The sequence below is a fragment of the Pseudomonas sp. VEM90 genome (assembly GCF_054611535.1).
In genome coordinates this window covers 1-18841 of record NZ_JBTRAR010000004.1, presented here as the reverse complement: position 1 = coordinate 18841, position 18841 = coordinate 1, and the positions used below count along the sequence as shown (strand labels likewise).

The window sequence follows — 18841 nt, the reverse complement described above, 5'->3', positions numbered from 1 at the left end:
GTTTGGCCTGGGGGCAGCGATACTGGCCGCCCATTTGCGTAGGCCGAAGTGAGCGTGATGTTTAAGCGATTGACCGTTGTTCTGCTGGCAGTACTTACCCTGGGAGGGGCTCTGACGGGGTGTGACCGGGTAGATCCGAACTCGCCGCTGGGGAAACGCAAGGTGATCTTCAAGGACATGCTCAAGACCAGCGAAGACCTGGGTGGCATGCTGCGTGGCCGGTTGCCGTTCGACGGGGTGAAGTTTGCCGACGGTGCATTGAAGCTGGACAGCCTGTCGCATCAGCCGTGGCAGCATTTTCCACAGGTGCGCGATGGTGGTGACAGCGCCGCCCGCGCCGAGGTGTGGGAGCGCCAGGCGCGGTTTCATGACCTGGCCCGGCAACTGGAAGGTGTCACTGGTGAACTGGTCGATGTCAGTCGCAGCCAGCCGCTGGATGCTGCGCAACTGAAAGCACCGATGGACAAGGTCGAGGCTGCGTGCAAGGCCTGTCATAGCGAATTTCGTAATCATTGAATGGCTGTGCTGTTTGCGCAAACCGTCGAGGCGTGTCCAAATTCCTGTGGGAGCGATCTTGTGTCGCGATAGGGCCGCGCAGCGGCCCCAGGATTTCAGCAGAAATGCATGCATAGCCGGGGCCGCTGTGCGGCCCTATCGCGACACAAGGCCGCTCCCACAAAGACCAGGCTTGCCGGCCAGATGCCTTAGCGGTCGAGATCGTCGACCGCTTCCTGCAGCTCTTTGCGCGACTCGGCCAGCTTGTCCTTGCGCTTGTTGATCTTCTCGGCGTCGCCTTTCTTCTCGGCTTTCTTCAAGTCCTTTTCCCGCTGCGCCACTTCATGGCGTGCGTCGAGCACCTTCTGCTCACGCTCTTTGCGCAGGCTGGCGTCGGTGCAGTTGTCCACACCACGCAGGGCTTCTTCCAGCCCGGCGACCTGGTCGCTGTTGCCGTGGTCACGGGCAATCTTCAGTTGGTTTTCAATGGCGCTACGCTTGGCGGCGCAACCGGTCAGGCCCGGGTCCGGCTGGGCAGCTTGCACGCTGCCCGCAGCCAGGCCCAGTGTCGCGAGCAGGAAAAGAGTCGAAATACGTTTCATGAAAAGCCTCTTGAACGGGGCGGGGCAGCAAAAGTTGGTGGAAATCCTGCCTTGGTTTTGCCCATTTAGAAACCCTTGGTGGGGTTTTCTGCCCGAGTCTCGGGTTTTTCCTACGCACTATTTGGTAAAAAATCATTGCTCAATGCGCTGGGACGGGGTCAAGAACCCTTCTATACCGGTTTCTGCCAACTGTGCGGCAATGGCTTGCACCTCAGAGGCCGCGAAAAATTCCACAAGTTGGCGCGAGCGTTTTGCGCCGATGCCGGGCACGGTTTGCCATTGGCCGGCACTGCGTGAGGCCAGTTCCTGCCAGTCGCCAGTCAGTGGCAAATGCTTGCCAATGGGCGCGCCAAGGGCGCGCAGCCACTGATCGAAGGGGCGTGAGCGTGCTTCGTCGAAACTGCCCAGCAAGTGTGCCGCAGTGAGCCTGCTGATTCCGGGGGCCTGCTGCAGGCGCTCGGCATCGAGCTGCAGCCAGTCGGTCATGGACGTCACCAGGCCCGCTTCGACCAGCCGACGCCATGTGCCGGGCCCGGTGCGCGGCAAGGCCAGGCCCTGTTTGCCGCTAAGCCAGGTGAGGCGGGCAATGAACTGCTCATCGCAGCCCTCGCCGGCCTGCCAGCAGCTGTGGGCATGATGCTGCTCGGGTGCTGGCGCGGTAATCGGTTGGCGCTCTACAGCGCGGTGCACGACGTGATCGAGCCGCGGAATGGTCAGCCCGGCAAGGCTGATAGCCACCTGATCGCCGGGGCGAATATCCAAGGTTTGCCAGCGCGCCAGCGACCCAAGGCTGACCTGGGTAATACGACGGTCATCGAGGGTAACGGGTTGCACTTGCAGAACGGGCGTGACCCTGCCAGTGCGGCCGACCCGAAAGCGCACGTCCCGTACTTCAGCCAAGGCTTGTGCATAAGGGTACTTCCAGGCCGCGATCCAGTAAGGTGCCTTGGCCTGCCAGCGCTCGGCAGGCGGCCGGCTGCCCTGGCGCAGGATTACACCGTCGGTGGCGAAGGGCAGAGCAGAGCGATACCAGTGCTCGCGCCAGTGTGCCGCATCCTCCAGCGTGTCGATGGCGATGCTGTAACGCTGGCTGTCCGGAAACCCCAGCCGTGCCAGCTGGTCGAGGCGATCGGCCTGTTGCTCGGGGCCGTGCGGCCAGCCCCACACGAACAGGCCGATAGCGTTGCCTTGTGCGCCAGTCAGTTGCTTGCGTGCAAGCAGCCCTGCCACGGTACCCCGGGCGTTGGCGCTGCCTGCCATGGCTTGCACATGGTCGTCCAGGCGCAGATACAGTTCACCTTGCAAGTGCAGGTCGACCGCCTCAGGCAATTGCCGAGTGACAGCGCCGAGTTGTGGAATGTGTCGGCTCCAGTCATGGCCGTGTACACCGTCCCCCCGGCTGGTCAGTTGTACCAATCGGCCCTGCTGGTAAGTGAGGGAAACTGCAACACCGTCGACCTTGGGCTGTACCCACACGCCGGTCTTGCCGGCCATCCATCGCGCCACGGCCTGGCGGTCTGCCAGCTTGTCGACGCCGGTATGCGGCACGGTGTGGGGGACCGGGCCGCGAGCACTGACCAGGGGGGAGGGGCTGGTGCCAACCGCGAAGCACTGCTGCAGGTGGTTCAGGCGCTCGCGGCTCTGGTCGTACAGTTCGTCGGCCACCAGGGCTATGCCCTGGCGATGGTAGTGCTCGTCCCATCGGGCAAGTGTGGCGCGCAGTTGTGCAACTTCGGCCTTGGCCTGTTGCAGGTCCCAGTGTGGGCAGGAGGCAGCCCTGGCCAATGGGACGTTCAGCGCAAATAGCAGGGCGAACAACAGCAGGTACGGCATGGCCTGGCATCCTTGCATGGCGGTGAAGCGCTTAGCGTAGGCGGGTAGCGGGGCGGCTGGCGTGTGCAGTTGTCAGGTGATATTTCGCAGATGTTCGTCTTCAATCCCGGGCTGGGGCAAGAAACCAGCGCCGCTTGGGCGGCGGCCGATCTCACAGGCGATGAAAATGCTGTGACAGGCACAAAAAAGCCCCTGCCGATCACTCGGCAGGGGCTTTCGTCCAGCGCTGCAGGAAAATTTACAGGCCGGCAGCGTCACGCAGCGACTGGGCGCGGTCGGTGCGCTCCCAGGTGAAGGTGGTGAAGGTGTCGTCGCCGACAGTCTTCTGCTGCGGTGTGCGGCCGAAGTGGCCGTAGGCAGCGGTTTCCTGATACATCGGGTGCAGCAGGTCGAGCATGGTGGTGATGGCGTACGGACGCAGGTCGAAGCATTCGCGCACCAGCTGGATGATCTTGTCGTCGGAGACCTTGCCGGTACCGAAGGTGTTGATCGAGATGGACGTCGGCTGGGCCACGCCAATGGCGTACGACACCTGGATCTCGCAACGCTCGGCCAGGCCGGCGGCGACGATGTTCTTGGCCACGTAGCGGCCGGCGTAGGCGGCGGAACGGTCAACCTTGGACGGGTCCTTGCCGGAGAACGCGCCACCACCGTGGCGGGCCATGCCGCCGTAGGAGTCGACGATGATCTTGCGGCCCGTCAGGCCGCAGTCACCCACCGGGCCACCGATGATGAAGTTGCCGGTCGGGTTGATGTGGTACTGGGTGCCTTTGTGCAGCAGTTCGGCCGGCAGGGTGTGCTTGACGATCAGCTCCATCACGGCTTCCTGCAGGTCTTTCTGCGAAACCTCCGGGTTGTGCTGGGTCGACAGCACCACGGCGTCGATACCGACCACTTTGCCGTTCTCGTAGCGGCAGGTGACCTGCGACTTGGCATCCGGGCGCAGCCACGGCAGCAGGCCGGACTTGCGCGCCTCGGCCTGGCGTTCTACCAGGCGGTGCGAGAAGCAGATTGGTGCAGGCATCAGGACTTCGGTTTCGTTGCTGGCATAGCCGAACATCAGGCCCTGGTCACCGGCGCCCTGGTCTTCCGGCTTGGAGCGGTCCACGCCTTGGGCGATGTCTACCGACTGTTTGCCAATGATGTTCATCACGGCGCAGGTGGCGCCATCGAAGCCGACGTCAGAGCTGTTGTAGCCGATGTCGATGATGACTTTGCGCACCAGGTCTTCCAGGTCGACCCAGGCCGAAGTGGTGACTTCGCCAGCGATGATGGCGACACCGGTCTTGACCAGGGTTTCGCAGGCTACGCGGGCGTATTTGTCCTGAGCGATGATGGCATCAAGGACTGCGTCCGAAATCTGGTCGGCGATCTTGTCCGGATGCCCTTCGGACACGGACTCGGAGGTGAAAAGGGAGTATTCGCTCATCTCGAAGGTTCCTGAAATTTACCGATGGTGTATGTCGCCAGCCGTCCGCTGAAAATGGCGGACCTGGATCTGGAAACCGTTACGCAAGCCCACGTACAGGCTGTCCGCATGGGCCAGCCCGGCAGCGTTGGCCCAGCGCGCCAGGTCGTCCTGTTCGAAGCCCAGCCAGAGGTCGCCGCAGGCTTCGCGCGCCCACCCCTGGTCATGGCTGCACAGTTCGGTGACCAGCAGGCTGCCGCCTGCCTTTACCCGTTTGGCCAGCTGGCGCAAGGCCAGGGCCGGGTCGCTGAAATGGTGCAGCACCATGTTCAGCACAACGCAGTCGGCGGCCACATCCGTTGCACCCAGTGCATCGGCCAACTGCAGGTTCACGTTGTCGAGCCCTTCGCGCTGGCACACCTGACGTGCAAGTTCGAGCATGGTAGGGCTGTTGTCCAGGGCGGTGACCTGGGCAAAGCGCCGGGCCAGGTCGGGCAGGAAGCCACCGTCGCCGGGCCCGACTTCCAGCGCGCTGGCAGCCGGGTCGAAATGCAGTTTGTCGAGCAGCGCCAGCAGGCTTTCGCGGTACTGCGGAAGGCCGGCGATCAGGTCTTGCTGGGCACGGAACTTCTCTTCAACGCGCAGGAAGAAGTCCTGGCTGGTAGCCGCCCGGCGCTGCTGCACCTGGGCGATGCGCGCCTGCACATCGGGCGGCAGGGCCAACTCGTCGACTTCTTCGAGCAGCGCTGCATGCAGCCGGCCACCCAGGCGCAGGCCATCGGGCAGGGCACGGCGGTAGAAGATGGCGTTGCCTTCGCGGCGGGTTGCCACAAGGTCGGCCTGGGCCAGCACCTTAAGGTGGTGGCTCATGCCCGACTGGCCGATGTCGAAGATCTGCGCCAGTTCCAGCACGCCGAACGAGTCGTTGGCCAGGGCGCGCAATACGTTCAGGCGCAACGCATCGCCACTGGCTTTGCACAGGGCAGCCAATGTTTCGCGTTGCTCGGGGATCGATTGCGCACGCAGATTCATGGGGCGGCAGTCTAGACAGGCATCGATGCCCTAGCAAGGCCAATATCAAAAAGTTTTGATATTGGCGATGAGCTGCAAGCCGAAAGCTTCAAGCTACACGCTTTGGAGCGCTCCGAGTCGCGCTCTGTTTCTTCACTTGCAGCTTAAAGCTTGCGCTTGGCGCTTAAATGTTTGCCCCAAGCGCCCCCAGTGGGCGAAAATGGCCGCCTTTTTCGTGACACCACCTATTCAAGCCCCCTAGGAGATCAGCGATGCCCAGCCGTCGTGAACGTGCCAACGCCATTCGTGCCCTCAGCATGGATGCCGTGCAAAAGGCCAACAGCGGCCACCCAGGTGCCCCCATGGGCATGGCGGATATCGCCGAAGTGCTTTGGCGCGACTACCTGAAGCACAACCCGAGCAACCCGAGTTTCGCCGACCGTGACCGCTTCGTACTGTCCAACGGCCACGGTTCGATGCTGATCTACTCGCTGCTGCACCTGACCGGCTACGACGTCACCATCGATGACATCAAAGGTTTCCGCCAACTGCACAGCCGCACCCCGGGCCATCCGGAATACGGCTACACCCCAGGCGTCGAGACCACCACCGGTCCGCTCGGCCAGGGTATCGCCAACGCCGTGGGCTTCGCCCTGGCCGAAAAAGTGCTGGCTGCCCAGTTCAACCGTGACGGCCACAATATCGTCGACCACAACACCTATGTGTTCCTCGGCGACGGCTGCATGATGGAAGGCATCTCCCATGAAGTCGCCTCGCTGGCAGGCACCCTGGGCCTGAACAAGCTGATCGCCTTCTACGATGACAATGGCATCTCCATCGACGGCGAAGTGCACGGCTGGTTCACCGACAACACCCCGGCGCGCTTCGAAGCCTACAACTGGCAGGTGATCCGCAACGTCGACGGCCATGACGCCGAAGAAATCAAGATGGCCATCGAGACCGCCCGCAAGAGCGATCGCCCGACCCTGATCTGCTGCAAGACCATCATTGGTTTTGGCTCGCCGAACAAGCAGGGCAAGGAAGATTGCCACGGTGCACCGCTGGGCAACGACGAAATCGCCTTGGCCCGTAAAGAACTGAACTGGAACCACGGCCCGTTCGAAATCCCTGCCGACATTTATGCCGAGTGGGATGCCAAGGCCGCTGGCGCCAAGGCCGAAGCCGAGTGGAACCAGCGCTTCGAGGCCTACGCCAAGGCCTACCCGGAGCTGGCTGCCGATTTCAAGCGCCGTGACAGCGGCGAGCTGCCGGCCGACTTCAGCGAAAAGGCCCAGGCCTACATCAACGAAGTGGCTGCCAAAGGCGAAACCATCGCCAGCCGCAAGGCCAGCCAGAACGCCCTGAACGCCTTTGGCCCGCTGCTGCCGGAGTTCCTCGGTGGTTCGGCGGACCTGGCCGGCTCCAACCTGACCCTGTGGAAAGGTTGCAAGGGCGTCGAAGCCAATGACGCCAGCGGCAACTACGTGTTCTACGGCGTGCGCGAGTTCGGCATGACCGCCATCATGAACGGCGTTGCCCTGCACGGTGGCCTGGTGCCTTACGGCGCGACCTTCCTGATGTTCATGGAATACGCCCGCAACGCCGTGCGCATGTCGGCCCTGATGAAGCAGCGCGTGATCCACGTGTACACCCATGACTCCATCGGTCTGGGCGAAGACGGCCCGACGCACCAGCCGATCGAGCAGCTGACCAGCCTGCGCAGCACGCCAAACCTGGATACTTGGCGCCCAGCCGACGCGGTGGAATCCGCCGTGTCCTGGAAAAACGCCCTGGAGCGCAAGGACGGCCCATCGGCGCTGATCTTCTCGCGCCAGAACCTGCAGCACCAGGACCGCGATGCCCAGCAGATCGCCGACATCAGCCGCGGTGGCTATGTGCTCAAGGACTGCGCCGGCGAGCCCGAACTGATCCTGATCGCCACCGGTTCCGAAGTGGGCCTGGCTGTTCAGGCCTTCGACAAGCTGACCGAGCAAGGCCGCAAGGTGCGCGTGGTTTCCATGCCGTGCACCAGCGTGTTCGATGCCCAGGACGCTGCCTACAAGCAGTCCGTGCTGCCGCTGGAAGTCGGTGCGCGCATCGCCATCGAAGCTGCCCACGCCGACTTCTGGTACAAGTACGTTGGCCTGGAAGGTCGTATCATCGGCATGACCACTTACGGTGAGTCGGCGCCGGCTTCGGCACTGTTCGAAGAGTTTGGCTTCACCCTGGAGAACATCCTCGGTACTGCCGAAGAGCTGCTGGAAGACTGATTTAAAGATCTGCGGGCGGTGTCGCCTTCTATTCGCGGGCAAGCCCGCTCCCACAGAGGTTGCATGAAACCCTGTGGGAGCGGGCTTGCCCGCAAATGCCACACCGCAAACTCCGCAGGCTGACGACAATTGAACTGTCTCGTGAGCCCCGAATGCCCCACCTGCGTCCCTACAAAGTTGCACTCAACGGTTATGGCCGTATCGGCCGCTGTGTCCTGCGCGCGCTGTTCGAGCGGGGGGCAAAGGCCGGCTTCGAGATCGTAGCGCTGAACGATCTGGCCGATCAGGCCAGCCTGGAATACCTGACACGCTTCGACTCCACCCACGGGCGTTTCCCCGGCGAGGTCAAGGTCGACGGCGACTGTCTGCACATCAATGGCGACTGCGTGAAGGTAATGCGCAGTGCCACCCCCGAAGGCATCGACTGGGCTGCGCTGGGCACCGACCTGGTGCTGGAGTGTTCCGGTGCCTATAACACCCGTGCCGATGGCCAGCGTTTCCTCGACGCCGGTGCACCAAGGGTGCTGTTCTCGCAGCCCATGGCCAGCGAGGCCGACGTTGACGCCACGGTGGTCTACGGCATCAACCAGGCCTGCCTTACCGGCAGCGAGCGCCTGGTGTCCAACGCCTCGTGCACCACCAACTGCGGCGTGCCGCTGCTGCGTGTGCTGGACCAGGCGTTCGGCATCGAATACGTGCAGATCACCACCATCCACTCGGCGATGAACGACCAGCCGGTGATCGATGCCTACCACCACGAAGACCTGCGCCGCACGCGTTCGGCCTTCCAGTCGGTGATCCCCGTGTCCACCGGCCTGGCGCGTGGTATCGAGCGCCTGCTTCCGGAACTTGCCGGGCGAATCCAGGCCAAAGCGGTACGTGTACCGACCGTCAACGTCTCGTGCCTGGACATCACCCTGCAGACCGCCCGCGACACCAGTGCGGCCGAAGTCAACCGAGTGCTGCGCGAGGCCGCGCTGGAAGGCCCGCTCAAAGGCTTGCTGGCCTACACCGAGCTGCCGCACGCCAGCTGTGATTTCAACCATGACCCGCATTCGGCGATCGTCGATGCCAGCCAGACGCGTGTTTCCGGCCCCCGCCTGGTAAACCTGCTGGCCTGGTTCGACAACGAATGGGGTTTTGCCAACCGTATGCTCGACGTTGCCGAACACTTTCTGCACGTCGTTCACCCAACCCGCAACAAACAGCCCTGAAGGACTGCATTCATGACCGTGTTGAAGATGACCGACCTCGACCTGCAAGGTAAGCGCGTACTGATCCGCGAAGACCTCAACGTGCCTGTGAAGGACGGTGTGGTAGCCAGCGACGCACGTATCCTGGCAGCGCTGCCGACCATCAAGCTGGCCCTGGAGAAGGGTGCAGCGGTAATGGTCTGCTCGCACCTGGGCCGCCCGACCGAAGGCGAATTCTCTGCCGAGAACAGCCTCAAGCCGGTCGCCGATTACCTGAGCAAGGCCTTGGGCCGTGACGTGCCGCTGGTTGCCGACTATCTGGACGGTGTCGCGGTACAGGCCGGTGAACTGGTGCTGTTCGAGAATGTGCGCTTCAACAAGGGCGAGAAGAAAAACGCCGACGAGCTGGCGCAGAAGTACGCTGCCCTGTGCGACGTATTCGTCATGGACGCTTTCGGCACTGCACACCGCGCCGAAGGCTCGACCCATGGCGTCGCCAAGTTCGCCAAGGTTGCCGCTGCCGGCCCGCTGCTGGCAGCCGAGCTGGATGCCTTGGGCAAGGCCCTCAAGGCTCCGGCCAAGCCAATGGCGGCCATCGTTGCCGGCTCCAAGGTTTCCACCAAGCTGGACGTGCTGAACAGCCTGAGCAGTGTTTGCGACCAGTTGATCGTTGGTGGCGGTATTGCCAACACCTTCCTGGCAGCTGCTGGCCACCCGGTGGGCAAGTCGCTGTACGAGCCTGACCTGGTCGACACCGCCAAGGCCATTGCCGCCAAGGTCAGCGTGCCGCTGCCAGTCGACGTGGTGGTTGCCAAAGAGTTCGCCGAGAGCGCTGAAGCTACGGTCAAAGCCATTGCCGACGTAGCTGCCGACGACATGATCCTGGACATTGGCCCGCAAACCGCAGCCAACTTCGCCGAGTTGCTGAAGTCGTCGAAAACCATTCTGTGGAACGGCCCGGTTGGTGTGTTCGAATTCGATCAGTTCGGCAACGGCACCAAGGTACTGGCCAAGGCGATCGCCGAGAGCGCTGCGTTCTCCATCGCCGGTGGCGGTGACACCCTGGCGGCCATCGACAAATATGGCGTCAGCAAGGAAATCTCCTACATTTCTACCGGTGGTGGCGCCTTCCTCGAGTTTGTCGAGGGCAAGGTCCTGCCAGCTGTGGCAATCCTGGAAGAGCGGGCCAAGGCCTGATGACGTCGGCGCTTGGCAAAGGGAGTGGCCTGGTGGTCAAGCAATTGTCTGTGATGATGCTGGCCGGTCTGCTGAGCGCTTGCGCGGGCAGCCCGACCTCGGATGCCGACCCGGCGCGATCGCACAAGGGCGGTTGCTACCAGTCCGAATGGCAGGCCGAGACCGTGCCGGTCATCGGCAAGCGCGTGGGCCCGGAAGGCCTGGAAAAGTACGACGAAGACCACCAGCGCAAGGCGCCGGGTTGCCCTTGATCGGGTAATAGGCAACCTGAAGGTTGATTTGTGGTCTTGAAGAAGGGGCCGCTGTGCGGCCCTTCGCGGGCTCGCCCGCTCCCACAGAGACCGAACTGTACCTGTGGGAGCGGGCGAGCCCGCGAAGGGCTGCACAGCAGCCCCAAATCGAGGAAACTGAATGAAAGCGCTTTTGGCCGTGACGGCCCTGGCGACACTGGCAGGATGCTCACTGCTGCAGCCGGCGCAACCCGCCCCGGCAGACAACTGGACCCGTTGGGTCTGCGACACCCAGGCTGAGGTGCTTTGGCGCTTTGCCGATGTGCAACGCGAACAGGTTGACGTGCGCCTTGGCGGCGGCGACCAGGTCTACCGGCTCAAGGCTGAACCGGGTGCCTCAGGCGCGCTGTACAGCGATGGCATGCTGGCCTTCCACACCAAGGGCGAAGAAGGCCTGGTGTACTGGGTGGCAACCAACGATCTGATTGGGCGGGGCTGCAAGGCACCGTGACTGGCCGGGCCGCAAGGGTGGCCCACACTACTTGAACAGCAACCGCCCCTGCGGCAGGCTTGCACGAAACAAACGACGCTTGTCGGGAGAGAGATACACAATGGCACTCATTAGCATGCGCCAGATGCTGGACCACGCCGCCGAGTTCGGCTATGGCGTTCCAGCTTTCAACGTCAACAACCTCGAGCAGATGCGCGCCATCATGGAAGCGGCCGACAAGACCGACTCCCCCGTGATCGTCCAGGCTTCGGCCGGTGCCCGCAAATACGCTGGTGCGCCATTCCTGCGCCACCTGATCCTGGCTGCCATCGAAGAGTTCCCGCACATCCCGGTGTGCATGCACCAGGACCACGGTACCAGCCCTGACGTCTGCCAGCGCTCGATCCAGCTGGGCTTCAGCTCGGTCATGATGGACGGTTCGCTGGGTGAAGACGGCAAGACCCCGACCGACTACGAGTACAACGTCCGCGTTACCCAGCAGACCGTTGCCATGGCTCACGCTTGCGGCGTTTCGGTTGAAGGCGAGCTGGGCTGCCTGGGTTCGCTGGAAACCGGCATGGCCGGTGAAGAAGACGGGATCGGCGCCGAAGGCGTGCTGGATCACAGCCAGATGCTGACCGACCCGGAAGAAGCCGCCGACTTCGTCAAGAAGACCCAGGTCGACGCCCTGGCGATCGCCATCGGTACCAGCCACGGTGCCTACAAGTTCACCAAGCCACCAACCGGTGACGTGCTGGCCATCGATCGCATCAAGGAAATCCACAAGCGCATTCCCAACACCCACCTGGTGATGCACGGTTCGTCCTCGGTACCGCAAGAGTGGCTGGCGATCATCAACCAGTACGGCGGCGACATCAAAGAAACCTACGGTGTACCGGTCGAAGAAATCGTTGAAGGCATCAAGCACGGCGTGCGCAAGGTCAACATCGATACCGACCTGCGTCTGGCGTCCACCGGTGCCATGCGCCGCCTGATGGCGCAGAACCCGAGCGAGTTCGACCCGCGCAAGTTCTTCGGTGAAACCATCAAGGCCATGCGTGACGTGTGCATCGCCCGTTACGAAGCCTTCGGCACCGCTGGCAATGCCTCGAAGATCAAGCCGATCTCCCTGGAAGGTATGTTCCAGCGCTACCTGAAAGGTGAGCTGGCCGCCAAGGTCAACTGATCGACTGGTAACCCTGAAAAACCCGCAGCGATGCGGGTTTTTTTATGGGCGATGGATACGTGGACATAAATCAGGCAGACCGACCGTTAGTCGGCTACCGTACAGTTTGGCCATTGATAGCGTTCTGATTGCATTGCGTGTTGCTGCCTCAGGTCTAGAGTACTAATGGATCCAACCGTATTTTGAAGTCGGTCACATAACAGAGAAGCAGCATGGATGGCGCTCACCCTAAACAGCAGCCACTGGATGGCAGCTCAGTTCTTCTGGTGGTAGACGACTACCCCGAGAACCTCATCAGCATGCGGGCCTTGCTGGCCCGGCAGGATTGGCAAGTATTGACGGCAAGCTCTGGGATAGAAGCCTTGAGCGCATTGCTGGAGTACGAAGTCGACCTGGTGTTGATGGATGTACAGATGCCGGAAATGGACGGCTTTGAAGTCGCACGGCTGATGCGCGGCAATCAGCGTACCCGACTGACCCCGATCATTTTCCTCACCGCCAACGAACAGTCCGAAGCGGCCGTGCTCAAAGGCTACGCCAGCGGCGCCGTGGACTACATGTTCAAACCGTTCGACCCGCAAATCCTCAAGCCCAAGGTTCAGGCTCTTCTCGACCAGCAGCGCAACCGGCGCATGCTGCAGCAGCTGAGTCGCGAGCTGGAGGCGGCCAGGGCATTCAATGCGTCCATCCTGGAAAATGCCGCTGAAGGCATTCTGGTGGTTGATGCCAATGGCATTATCAGTTTTGCCAATCCGGCCATTTCCCGTTTGCTGGGGGCGCCGGTGCAACAACTGCAGGGCACCCAATTGCTCGACGTTGTGCATCTGGCCAGTGCCAGCCTATGGCGCGAGTCGGACTTCTACAAGGCCTATCAGGGGCGGCAGATCTTCCGCGTACACGATGCCCAACTGCGTACCCAAGGGGGTGAATCTGTACCGGTGGCGCTGTCCTGTGCGCCGTTGCCGGCCGACCAGCAGGCGATGGTGGTGACCGTGCTGGACATGTCGGTGGTGCGTAACTTGCACCAGCAGCTGGAATACCAGGCCATTACTGACCCGCTCACCGGTCTGCTCAACCGCCGGGGTTTCTACCAGGCTGCTGAAGGTGCTCTGTTACGCAACGAGCGCTCGGCCAAGGCGCAGGCGCTGATGTACATGGACCTGGATGGCTTCAAGCGCATCAACGACTCGCTCGGCCACGACGCGGGCGACCGGGTGTTACGCTGGGTCGCCGAGCAACTCAAGGACTGCCTGGGCAGTGAGGCCTTGCTGGCGCGTATGGGCGGCGATGAGTTCACCGCACTGTTCGACAGCTTGCCCTACCCGGAGCAGGCCGGGCGTTATGCCGAACGGTTGCTCGAGCGTGTTTCCATCAGCCATGAGGTAGATGGGCTCGATGTCTGCCTTGGGGTCAGCATCGGCATTGCCACCTACCCGGACTGCGGCGCCAATGTCGAAGGCCTGCTGCGTTCGGCCGATACAGCGATGTACGCAGCCAAGCAAGCTGGGCGTCAGCAATACCGCTTCTACGACCAGGAGCTCAATGGGCGGGCACGCTCGCGGTTGATGCTCGAAGACAGCGTGCGCGCGGCCATCGAGCAGCAGGACTTTACCTTGGTGTACCAGCCACAGGTAGCTTTCCACGATGGTCGGCTGCGTGGTTTCGAGGCCTTGCTGCGCTGGCAGCACCCCAGCGTTGGCGATGTACCGCCGGGGCTGTTCATCCCGTTGCTGGAAGAAGCGCGGCTGATCAACCGCCTGGCCAGCTGGATCTACCGCCAAGGGGCCGCGCAGCGGCAGGCCTGGTACGATCGGTTTCCGCCGGACCTCGTGCTTGGCATCAGCCTGAGCCGCGCGCAGTTCGTCATGCCTGGCCTGGTCGAAGAACTGCAACGGGTCATCCAGCTCTACCAGCTTGTCCCGACGCAGTTGGAAGTGGAAGTGGCGGAAACCTCGCTGATGTACAACATCGATGCGGCCGTCAAACAGATACACCGCTTGCGTGAGCTGGGCGTGAGGGTGGCCCTGGATGACTTCGGTGCGGGTGACTGTTCGTTGCGCATGCTGCGCGACCTGCCTATCGATACCCTCAAAATCGACCGCCATCTGGTGGCACGCCTGCCCGATTCGGCGGTAGATGCTGCGTTGGCTCGCAGCGTGATCGGCCTGTGCGCCGACTACCGTATAACGGTGATCGCCGAAGGCGTGGAGACCCCGGCGCAGGCAGCCTGGCTCAAGGCCAATGGTTGCGAATACGTTCAGGGCTTCCTGGTGGCTTATCCGATGACTGCTGCTGACGCCAGCGGCTTCCCGGCAATTTTCTCCTGGCCAGGGCCGTGATTGGCTAGAATCGGTATTCGTTACGCCGAATACAGCGCCATGACCGTACTACGTTACTTGCAAGCCTACCCCCCGCACCTGCAGCAGCAGGTGCGGCAGATGATCGACAGCGACCGCCTGGGTGAATACCTGCAGCGCCGTTACCCTGACCGCCATGACGTGCAAAACGACAAGGCGCTGTATGGCTATGCCCAGGATCTGCGCCAACAGTACCTGCGAAGTGCGCCAAACCTGGACAAGGTGCTGTTCGACAGTCGCCTCGACCTGACGCATCGGGCCCTGGGCTTGAACACGGCGGTATCGCGGGTGCAGGGCGGCAAGCTCAAGGCGAAGAAGGAAATCCGTATTGCCTCACTGTTCAAGGAAGCCGCGCCACAGTTCTTGCGCATGATCGTTGTGCACGAGTTGGCGCACCTGCGCGAGCGAGATCACAACAAGGCGTTCTACCAGCTCTGCCAGCACATGGAGCCGGACTATCACCAACTGGAATTCGACCTGCGCGTCTACCTGACCTACCGGGAGCTGCCGGGCAACCTCTAAGGAACAAGCAGCATGGAAGTAAGCAAGACCAAGAGCAGCTTCTACCGCCGGCTGTACGTGGCCTGGCTGATCGACAGCCAGACGGCGACCAGCGTGCCCGCCCTGATGGAGGCCACTGGCATGCCCCGCCGGACAGCCCAGGACACTATCGCCGCGCTGGCCGACCTGGACATCGTCTGCGAGTTCGAACAGCAGGAAGGCGCACGCAACCACGCCGGGCATTACCGCATTCATGACTGGGGGGCGATCGACAAGCAGTGGATCATCCGTCACCTGCGGCAGATCCGCGAAGTACTGGGCTACCCCTGATCTGAAAAGCCTGCGCGGTGTCAGCTTCGCGGGCAAACCCGCTCCCACGCGGTTGACTCAACCCTTGCGCATTCCGATAGACACGATGCCGTCCACCAGAGACTCCCCGCTCACCACCGCAAACCCATGGCGGGCATAAAAATCCTGCAAATGCGCCTGAGCCGACAGATAAACCGGCACCCCAGGCCAACAATGGTCCGCTGCCTCCAACCCCTTGAGCAGCAAGCTTTCTTCAAGCTTCAAAGTTCGCGCCTGCGGTGATGTCACCAATCGCCCCATCACCACATCCCCACCTTGTGACTGCGGATCCAGCAGGCGCAGGTAGGCTACCAGCTTGTCTTTGTGCCAGGCCATGAGATGCAAGGTATCGCCAGTCAGGTCCTGACCATCGACTTCCTGGTAGGCATGGCGCTGCTCCACCACGAATACTTCAGTGCGTAACTGCAGAATGGCGTAGAGCTGCTCTTTGCCGAGGTCAGTGTGGTGCTTGCACAGCCAGGCGATTGACATTGGCGCGAACTCCTTGGATGGGTCTCGATCATCGCATGCTGCATGTGCTTCGGCCAAAATAGAGGCTAAATGACACTATTGGCCGCTGCCCTCGGCAACAGCTTTGTGTAATCTCACTGCCAGTGTTGCCCTCCATTGCGAAAGGACGTGAACATGCGGCCACTGCTTTGTGTTCTGGGATTACTGGCAACGATGCTGGCAACACCCGCCCTGAGTCGCGACAAGCTACGCCTGGTGGCTGACAACTGGCCACCGTTCACCGATGCCAGGATGCCGGGCGGCGGCCTTGCGACCAGCATCGTTACCACGGCACTGGCCCGTGCCGGCTACGCCAGCGGTTATGAAGAGGTGCCGTGGGCGCGTGCGTTGCTGGGGGTAGGTGAAGGGCGCTACGACGTGCTGATCAATGCCTGGTACAACGATTCGCGCGCCAGTATCGGGCAGTTCTCCAACGCCTACCTCAGTAATCGAATTCGCCTGCTGCAACGTAAGGGCGAGACGTTTAGCTACAAGCAGCAGTCTGACCTTTATCCCTACAGCATTGCCGTAGTGCGTGATTACGCCTATTCACCGGAATTCGACGGGGATCCCCGGCTGCGCAAGGTGGTGGTGCGCAACTTTTCTTCTGCGGTACGCATGTTGGCGGCGGGGCGGGTGAGCCTGGCGGTGGAAGACGAGTACGTGGCCCGCTACAACCTGCAGCGTGAGCCGCAGGAAGTGCGTGATGGGGTGATGCTGGTGGAGCCGCCGCTGGGGGAGAACACCCTGCATATACTGGTCAGCCTGAAGCACCCGGAGCATAAGCGGATCGTCGAGCGCTTCGAGCAGGCGATAGCGGCGATGAAGGCGGATGGCAGCTATGCCCGGCTGCTGCATCAGTATGGTTTTTGAGCGCTGCGGCCAGCACAGGAGATAAAACTATCAGGCCGGGGCACCTTCCTTGATCAGGTGTGCCGCCAGGGTCCGCAATGGCCCCAACTGCCGGCATATCAACGCCAACTGCGTCTGCACCAACCGCTGATGCTCATCCAGATCTTCCGGCATCTGCTCCAGGGCATTGGCCAGCGCCTCTTCGGTATCACTGTGAATCGCCACCGGCAGCCGTGCGGCCAGGCCGTTGGCAATCTCGTCCAGGCTGCTGGCCAGGCTTTGCCCGGCGCCTTCGATCAATTGCTCCTGCACCTCCGCCGGCAACGCCGTGTCGCGGTGCGCGCCTAACCCCGAGAGGTAGCTGAGCAAGGTGTGCGACAGCACCAGGAAGCGAAAGCCAACGTCGGCCTCCTTACGGAAATGCCCCGGCTCCATCAGCATGTTGGCCAAGGTGGTGGACAGCGCCGCATCAGCGTTGTGGGCATTGCGCCGGGCCAGGCGGTAGGCCAGGTCGTCGCGCTTGCCGTGGGCATACTGCTGCATGATCTGGCGCAGGTACACGCTGGCGCAGGCCAGGGTATTGGCCAGCGCCTTGTTCAGCCGTCGGCCCTGCCAGTCAGGCAGGAACAGGAACACCGCGAGGATGGCAATCAGGCTGCCCACCAAGGTATCGAACAGGCGTGGCAGGAACAGGCCGTAGCCATCGCCGATCTGGTTGAAGCAGAACAGCACCATCAGGGTGATCGCGGCAGTGGCCAGGGTGTAGCGGGTGGTGCGGTTGACGAAGAACACCACCCCGGCAACCACGGCGAACAACGACTGGATGACCGGGTTGGGGAAGAGGTCGAACAAGGCCCAGCCCACTGTCAGGCCAACGGCAGTGCCGAAGATCCGCTGCACCAGCTTGCGCCGGGTGGCGCCGTAGTTGGGCTGGCACACGAACAGCGTGGTGAGGATGATCCAGTAGCCCTGGGTCGGGTGAATCAGGTGCACCATGCCATAGCCGATCGACAGTGCCAGCGGCAGGCGCAAGGCATGGCGGAACAACAGCGAGGTCGGTGTGAGCTGAGTGCGCAGGCGCGTCCACACGTCCTTCAGCGAGCGTGGCGAGCGGTCGAGCAGGCTGCTGTCGCTGGCATCGGCCAGGCTGTCCGGGTTGCTGGCGGCACTGAGCAGGCGGTCCAGCGTTGCCAGGTTGGCAGCCAGCGCCCGCAGCGACCGCAGCAGGCCGCGCCAGGCCGGGTTGCTCTGGATGCGCAGGTGCTCCAGCGAGGCGTTGAGGTCCTCGAGGGCTTCTGGATAGCCGCTGGCCAGCACGAACGGTTGGCGCAGGCGGATCGAGCGGGCCAGTTCCTGGCAAGATGAACCCTGCTTACGCAACAGGCGCTGGCAGCGGAACATGACGTCGCTGTGGAAAAACGCCTCGGTCAGTGCGTTGTAGGGGTAGTGCGAGGCGCTGACACGCTCGTGGATGTCCTGGGCCAGGAAGTACAGCTTGAGGTAGCGGCTCACCTTCGAGTTTGGCTGGCTGTTGCCCACCCGGTGCAGGATGATCTCCTTGGCGGCGTTCAGCGCTGCCACCACCTTGCCGTTCTGCTGGGCCAGTTCCAGGCGCCGGGCCTCGACGTCGAGCGTGCGGATAGGTTCGAACAGGCTGGCCTTGAGCTTGAGGTAGCTGCCCAGCTCGAAGAACAGTTTGGCCAGGCTCTGTTGTACCGGCTGGTTGGAAAACAGCGCCTGCCATAGTACCGACAACAGCCCGTACCAGGCCGCACCTGCCACCAGCAGCAGCGGTTCGTGCCAGAAGTCGGTGACCTGGCCGCCGCGCTGGTCCACGCCGATCATGGTGTAGACCGCAGTGATCAAGGTGGCCGAAGCGATGGCGCCGTAGCGCTCGCCCAGCGCCCCGAGCATGGTCAGGCCAAAGGCGGCCAGGGCCAGGGCAATGACGAAGATCCATGGGTAGGGGAACAGCAATTCGACCGCCAGTGCAGCGATGGCGAAACACACCAGGGTAACGGCCAGGGCGCTGAGGCGGCCCTGCCAGCTGTCGTCGGTTTCGGCCAGGGCGCTGGCGATGATGCCGAGGAACAGGGGAATCAGCAGGGCCATCTCGTTCTGGTACCAGCACAGGGCCAGGCTGCCGGTGAGGGCAATGGTGACCCGGATGCTGTAGCTGAACTTGTCTTGGCCCCACAGGCGACGCAGTGACTGACGGAACGAGCTCGATGACATGATGGCCTGCCAGGCGGTGATCAGAAGAATACCTTTCAGGGCCGGTTATTGGGGCCGCTTCGCGTCCCTTCGCGGGCACGCCCGCTCCCACACGTTCTACAAAGAACCCTGTGGGAGCGGGCG

General features: G+C 62.5%; 17 protein-coding genes. 11 read left to right on the top strand and 6 right to left on the bottom strand.

Annotation, left to right across the window (positions count from 1 at the left end; all coding sequences use genetic code 11):
- Window positions 1-57: 57 nt before the first annotated feature.
- Window positions 58-516, top strand: a complete 459-nt coding sequence (locus tag ACYCCG_RS05740) for a c-type cytochrome (protein ID WP_209969626.1) — start codon at window positions 58-60, stop codon at window positions 514-516.
- Between the two features lie 188 nt (window positions 517-704).
- Here ACYCCG_RS05740 and ACYCCG_RS05735 read toward each other — a convergent pair whose 3' ends face one another.
- From ACYCCG_RS05735 to ACYCCG_RS05720, 4 genes are all read right to left on the bottom strand, one after another.
- Complete coding sequence (locus ACYCCG_RS05735; protein ID WP_084850245.1) at window positions 705-1097, bottom strand: DUF1090 domain-containing protein; 393 nt, start codon at window positions 1095-1097, stop codon at window positions 705-707.
- Between the two features lie 132 nt (window positions 1098-1229).
- Window positions 1230-2930, bottom strand: a complete 1701-nt coding sequence (gene ligB / locus ACYCCG_RS05730; protein ID WP_209969629.1) for an NAD-dependent DNA ligase LigB — start codon at window positions 2928-2930, stop codon at window positions 1230-1232.
- A 238-nt stretch (window positions 2931-3168) separates the two neighbouring features.
- Window positions 3169-4359: a methionine adenosyltransferase gene (gene metK / locus ACYCCG_RS05725; RefSeq protein ID WP_003249375.1), complete on the bottom strand. Its 1191-nt coding sequence runs from the start codon at window positions 4357-4359 to the stop codon at window positions 3169-3171.
- A gap of 18 nt (window positions 4360-4377) precedes the next feature.
- Entirely contained in the window at window positions 4378-5370 is a 993-nt protein-coding gene (locus tag ACYCCG_RS05720; RefSeq protein ID WP_339444133.1) for an ArsR/SmtB family transcription factor, read from the bottom strand.
- A gap of 251 nt (window positions 5371-5621) precedes the next feature.
- Here ACYCCG_RS05720 and tkt point away from each other — a divergent pair, with 251 nt between their 5' ends.
- From tkt to ACYCCG_RS05675, 9 genes are all read left to right on the top strand, one after another.
- Window positions 5622-7619 (top strand): transketolase, encoded by a 1998-nt coding sequence (gene tkt, locus ACYCCG_RS05715; protein ID WP_339444134.1) that lies wholly within the window; start codon window positions 5622-5624, stop codon window positions 7617-7619.
- 152 nt (window positions 7620-7771) lie between these two features.
- A complete protein-coding gene (gene epd, locus ACYCCG_RS05710; protein WP_209969632.1) occupies window positions 7772-8833 on the top strand; it encodes an erythrose-4-phosphate dehydrogenase in 1062 nt (353 codons plus the stop codon).
- A gap of 12 nt (window positions 8834-8845) precedes the next feature.
- Complete coding sequence (locus ACYCCG_RS05705) at window positions 8846-10009, top strand: phosphoglycerate kinase (RefSeq protein ID WP_176683087.1); 1164 nt, start codon at window positions 8846-8848, stop codon at window positions 10007-10009.
- Complete coding sequence (locus ACYCCG_RS05700; protein ID WP_176683088.1) at window positions 10009-10260, top strand: hypothetical protein; 252 nt, start codon at window positions 10009-10011, stop codon at window positions 10258-10260. Before ACYCCG_RS05705 ends, ACYCCG_RS05700 begins: the two co-directional genes overlap by 1 nt.
- 160 nt (window positions 10261-10420) lie before the next feature.
- Complete coding sequence (locus ACYCCG_RS05695; RefSeq protein WP_176683089.1) at window positions 10421-10750, top strand: MliC family protein; 330 nt, start codon at window positions 10421-10423, stop codon at window positions 10748-10750.
- Window positions 10751-10850: 100 nt separating this feature from the next.
- Window positions 10851-11915 carry a class II fructose-bisphosphate aldolase gene (fba, locus tag ACYCCG_RS05690; RefSeq protein ID WP_176683090.1) on the top strand — a complete coding sequence of 355 codons (1065 nt, stop codon included), beginning with the start codon at window positions 10851-10853 and terminating at the stop codon, window positions 11913-11915.
- A gap of 212 nt (window positions 11916-12127) precedes the next feature.
- A complete protein-coding gene (locus tag ACYCCG_RS05685) occupies window positions 12128-14254 on the top strand; it encodes a putative bifunctional diguanylate cyclase/phosphodiesterase (protein ID WP_459669689.1) in 2127 nt (708 codons plus the stop codon).
- Between the two features lie 39 nt (window positions 14255-14293).
- Entirely contained in the window at window positions 14294-14794 is a 501-nt protein-coding gene (locus ACYCCG_RS05680; protein WP_176683255.1) for a M48 metallopeptidase family protein, read from the top strand.
- Window positions 14795-14806: 12 nt separating this feature from the next.
- On the top strand, window positions 14807-15103 hold the full coding sequence (locus ACYCCG_RS05675) for a winged helix-turn-helix domain-containing protein (RefSeq protein ID WP_003249396.1): 297 nt from the start codon (window positions 14807-14809) through the stop codon (window positions 15101-15103).
- 57 nt (window positions 15104-15160) lie between these two features.
- Here ACYCCG_RS05675 and ACYCCG_RS05670 read toward each other — a convergent pair whose 3' ends face one another.
- A complete protein-coding gene (locus ACYCCG_RS05670) occupies window positions 15161-15613 on the bottom strand; it encodes a GNAT family N-acetyltransferase (protein ID WP_176683092.1) in 453 nt (150 codons plus the stop codon).
- Window positions 15614-15766: 153 nt separating this feature from the next.
- Here ACYCCG_RS05670 and ACYCCG_RS05665 point away from each other — a divergent pair, with 153 nt between their 5' ends.
- Window positions 15767-16504 (top strand): substrate-binding periplasmic protein, encoded by a 738-nt coding sequence (locus tag ACYCCG_RS05665; RefSeq protein ID WP_209969638.1) that lies wholly within the window; start codon window positions 15767-15769, stop codon window positions 16502-16504.
- Window positions 16505-16534: 30 nt separating this feature from the next.
- On the opposite strand, the gene yccS is transcribed toward ACYCCG_RS05665, so the two are convergent.
- Complete coding sequence (yccS, locus tag ACYCCG_RS05660; RefSeq protein WP_176683094.1) at window positions 16535-18718, bottom strand: YccS family putative transporter; 2184 nt, start codon at window positions 18716-18718, stop codon at window positions 16535-16537.
- Between the last annotated feature and the right edge of the window lie 123 nt (window positions 18719-18841).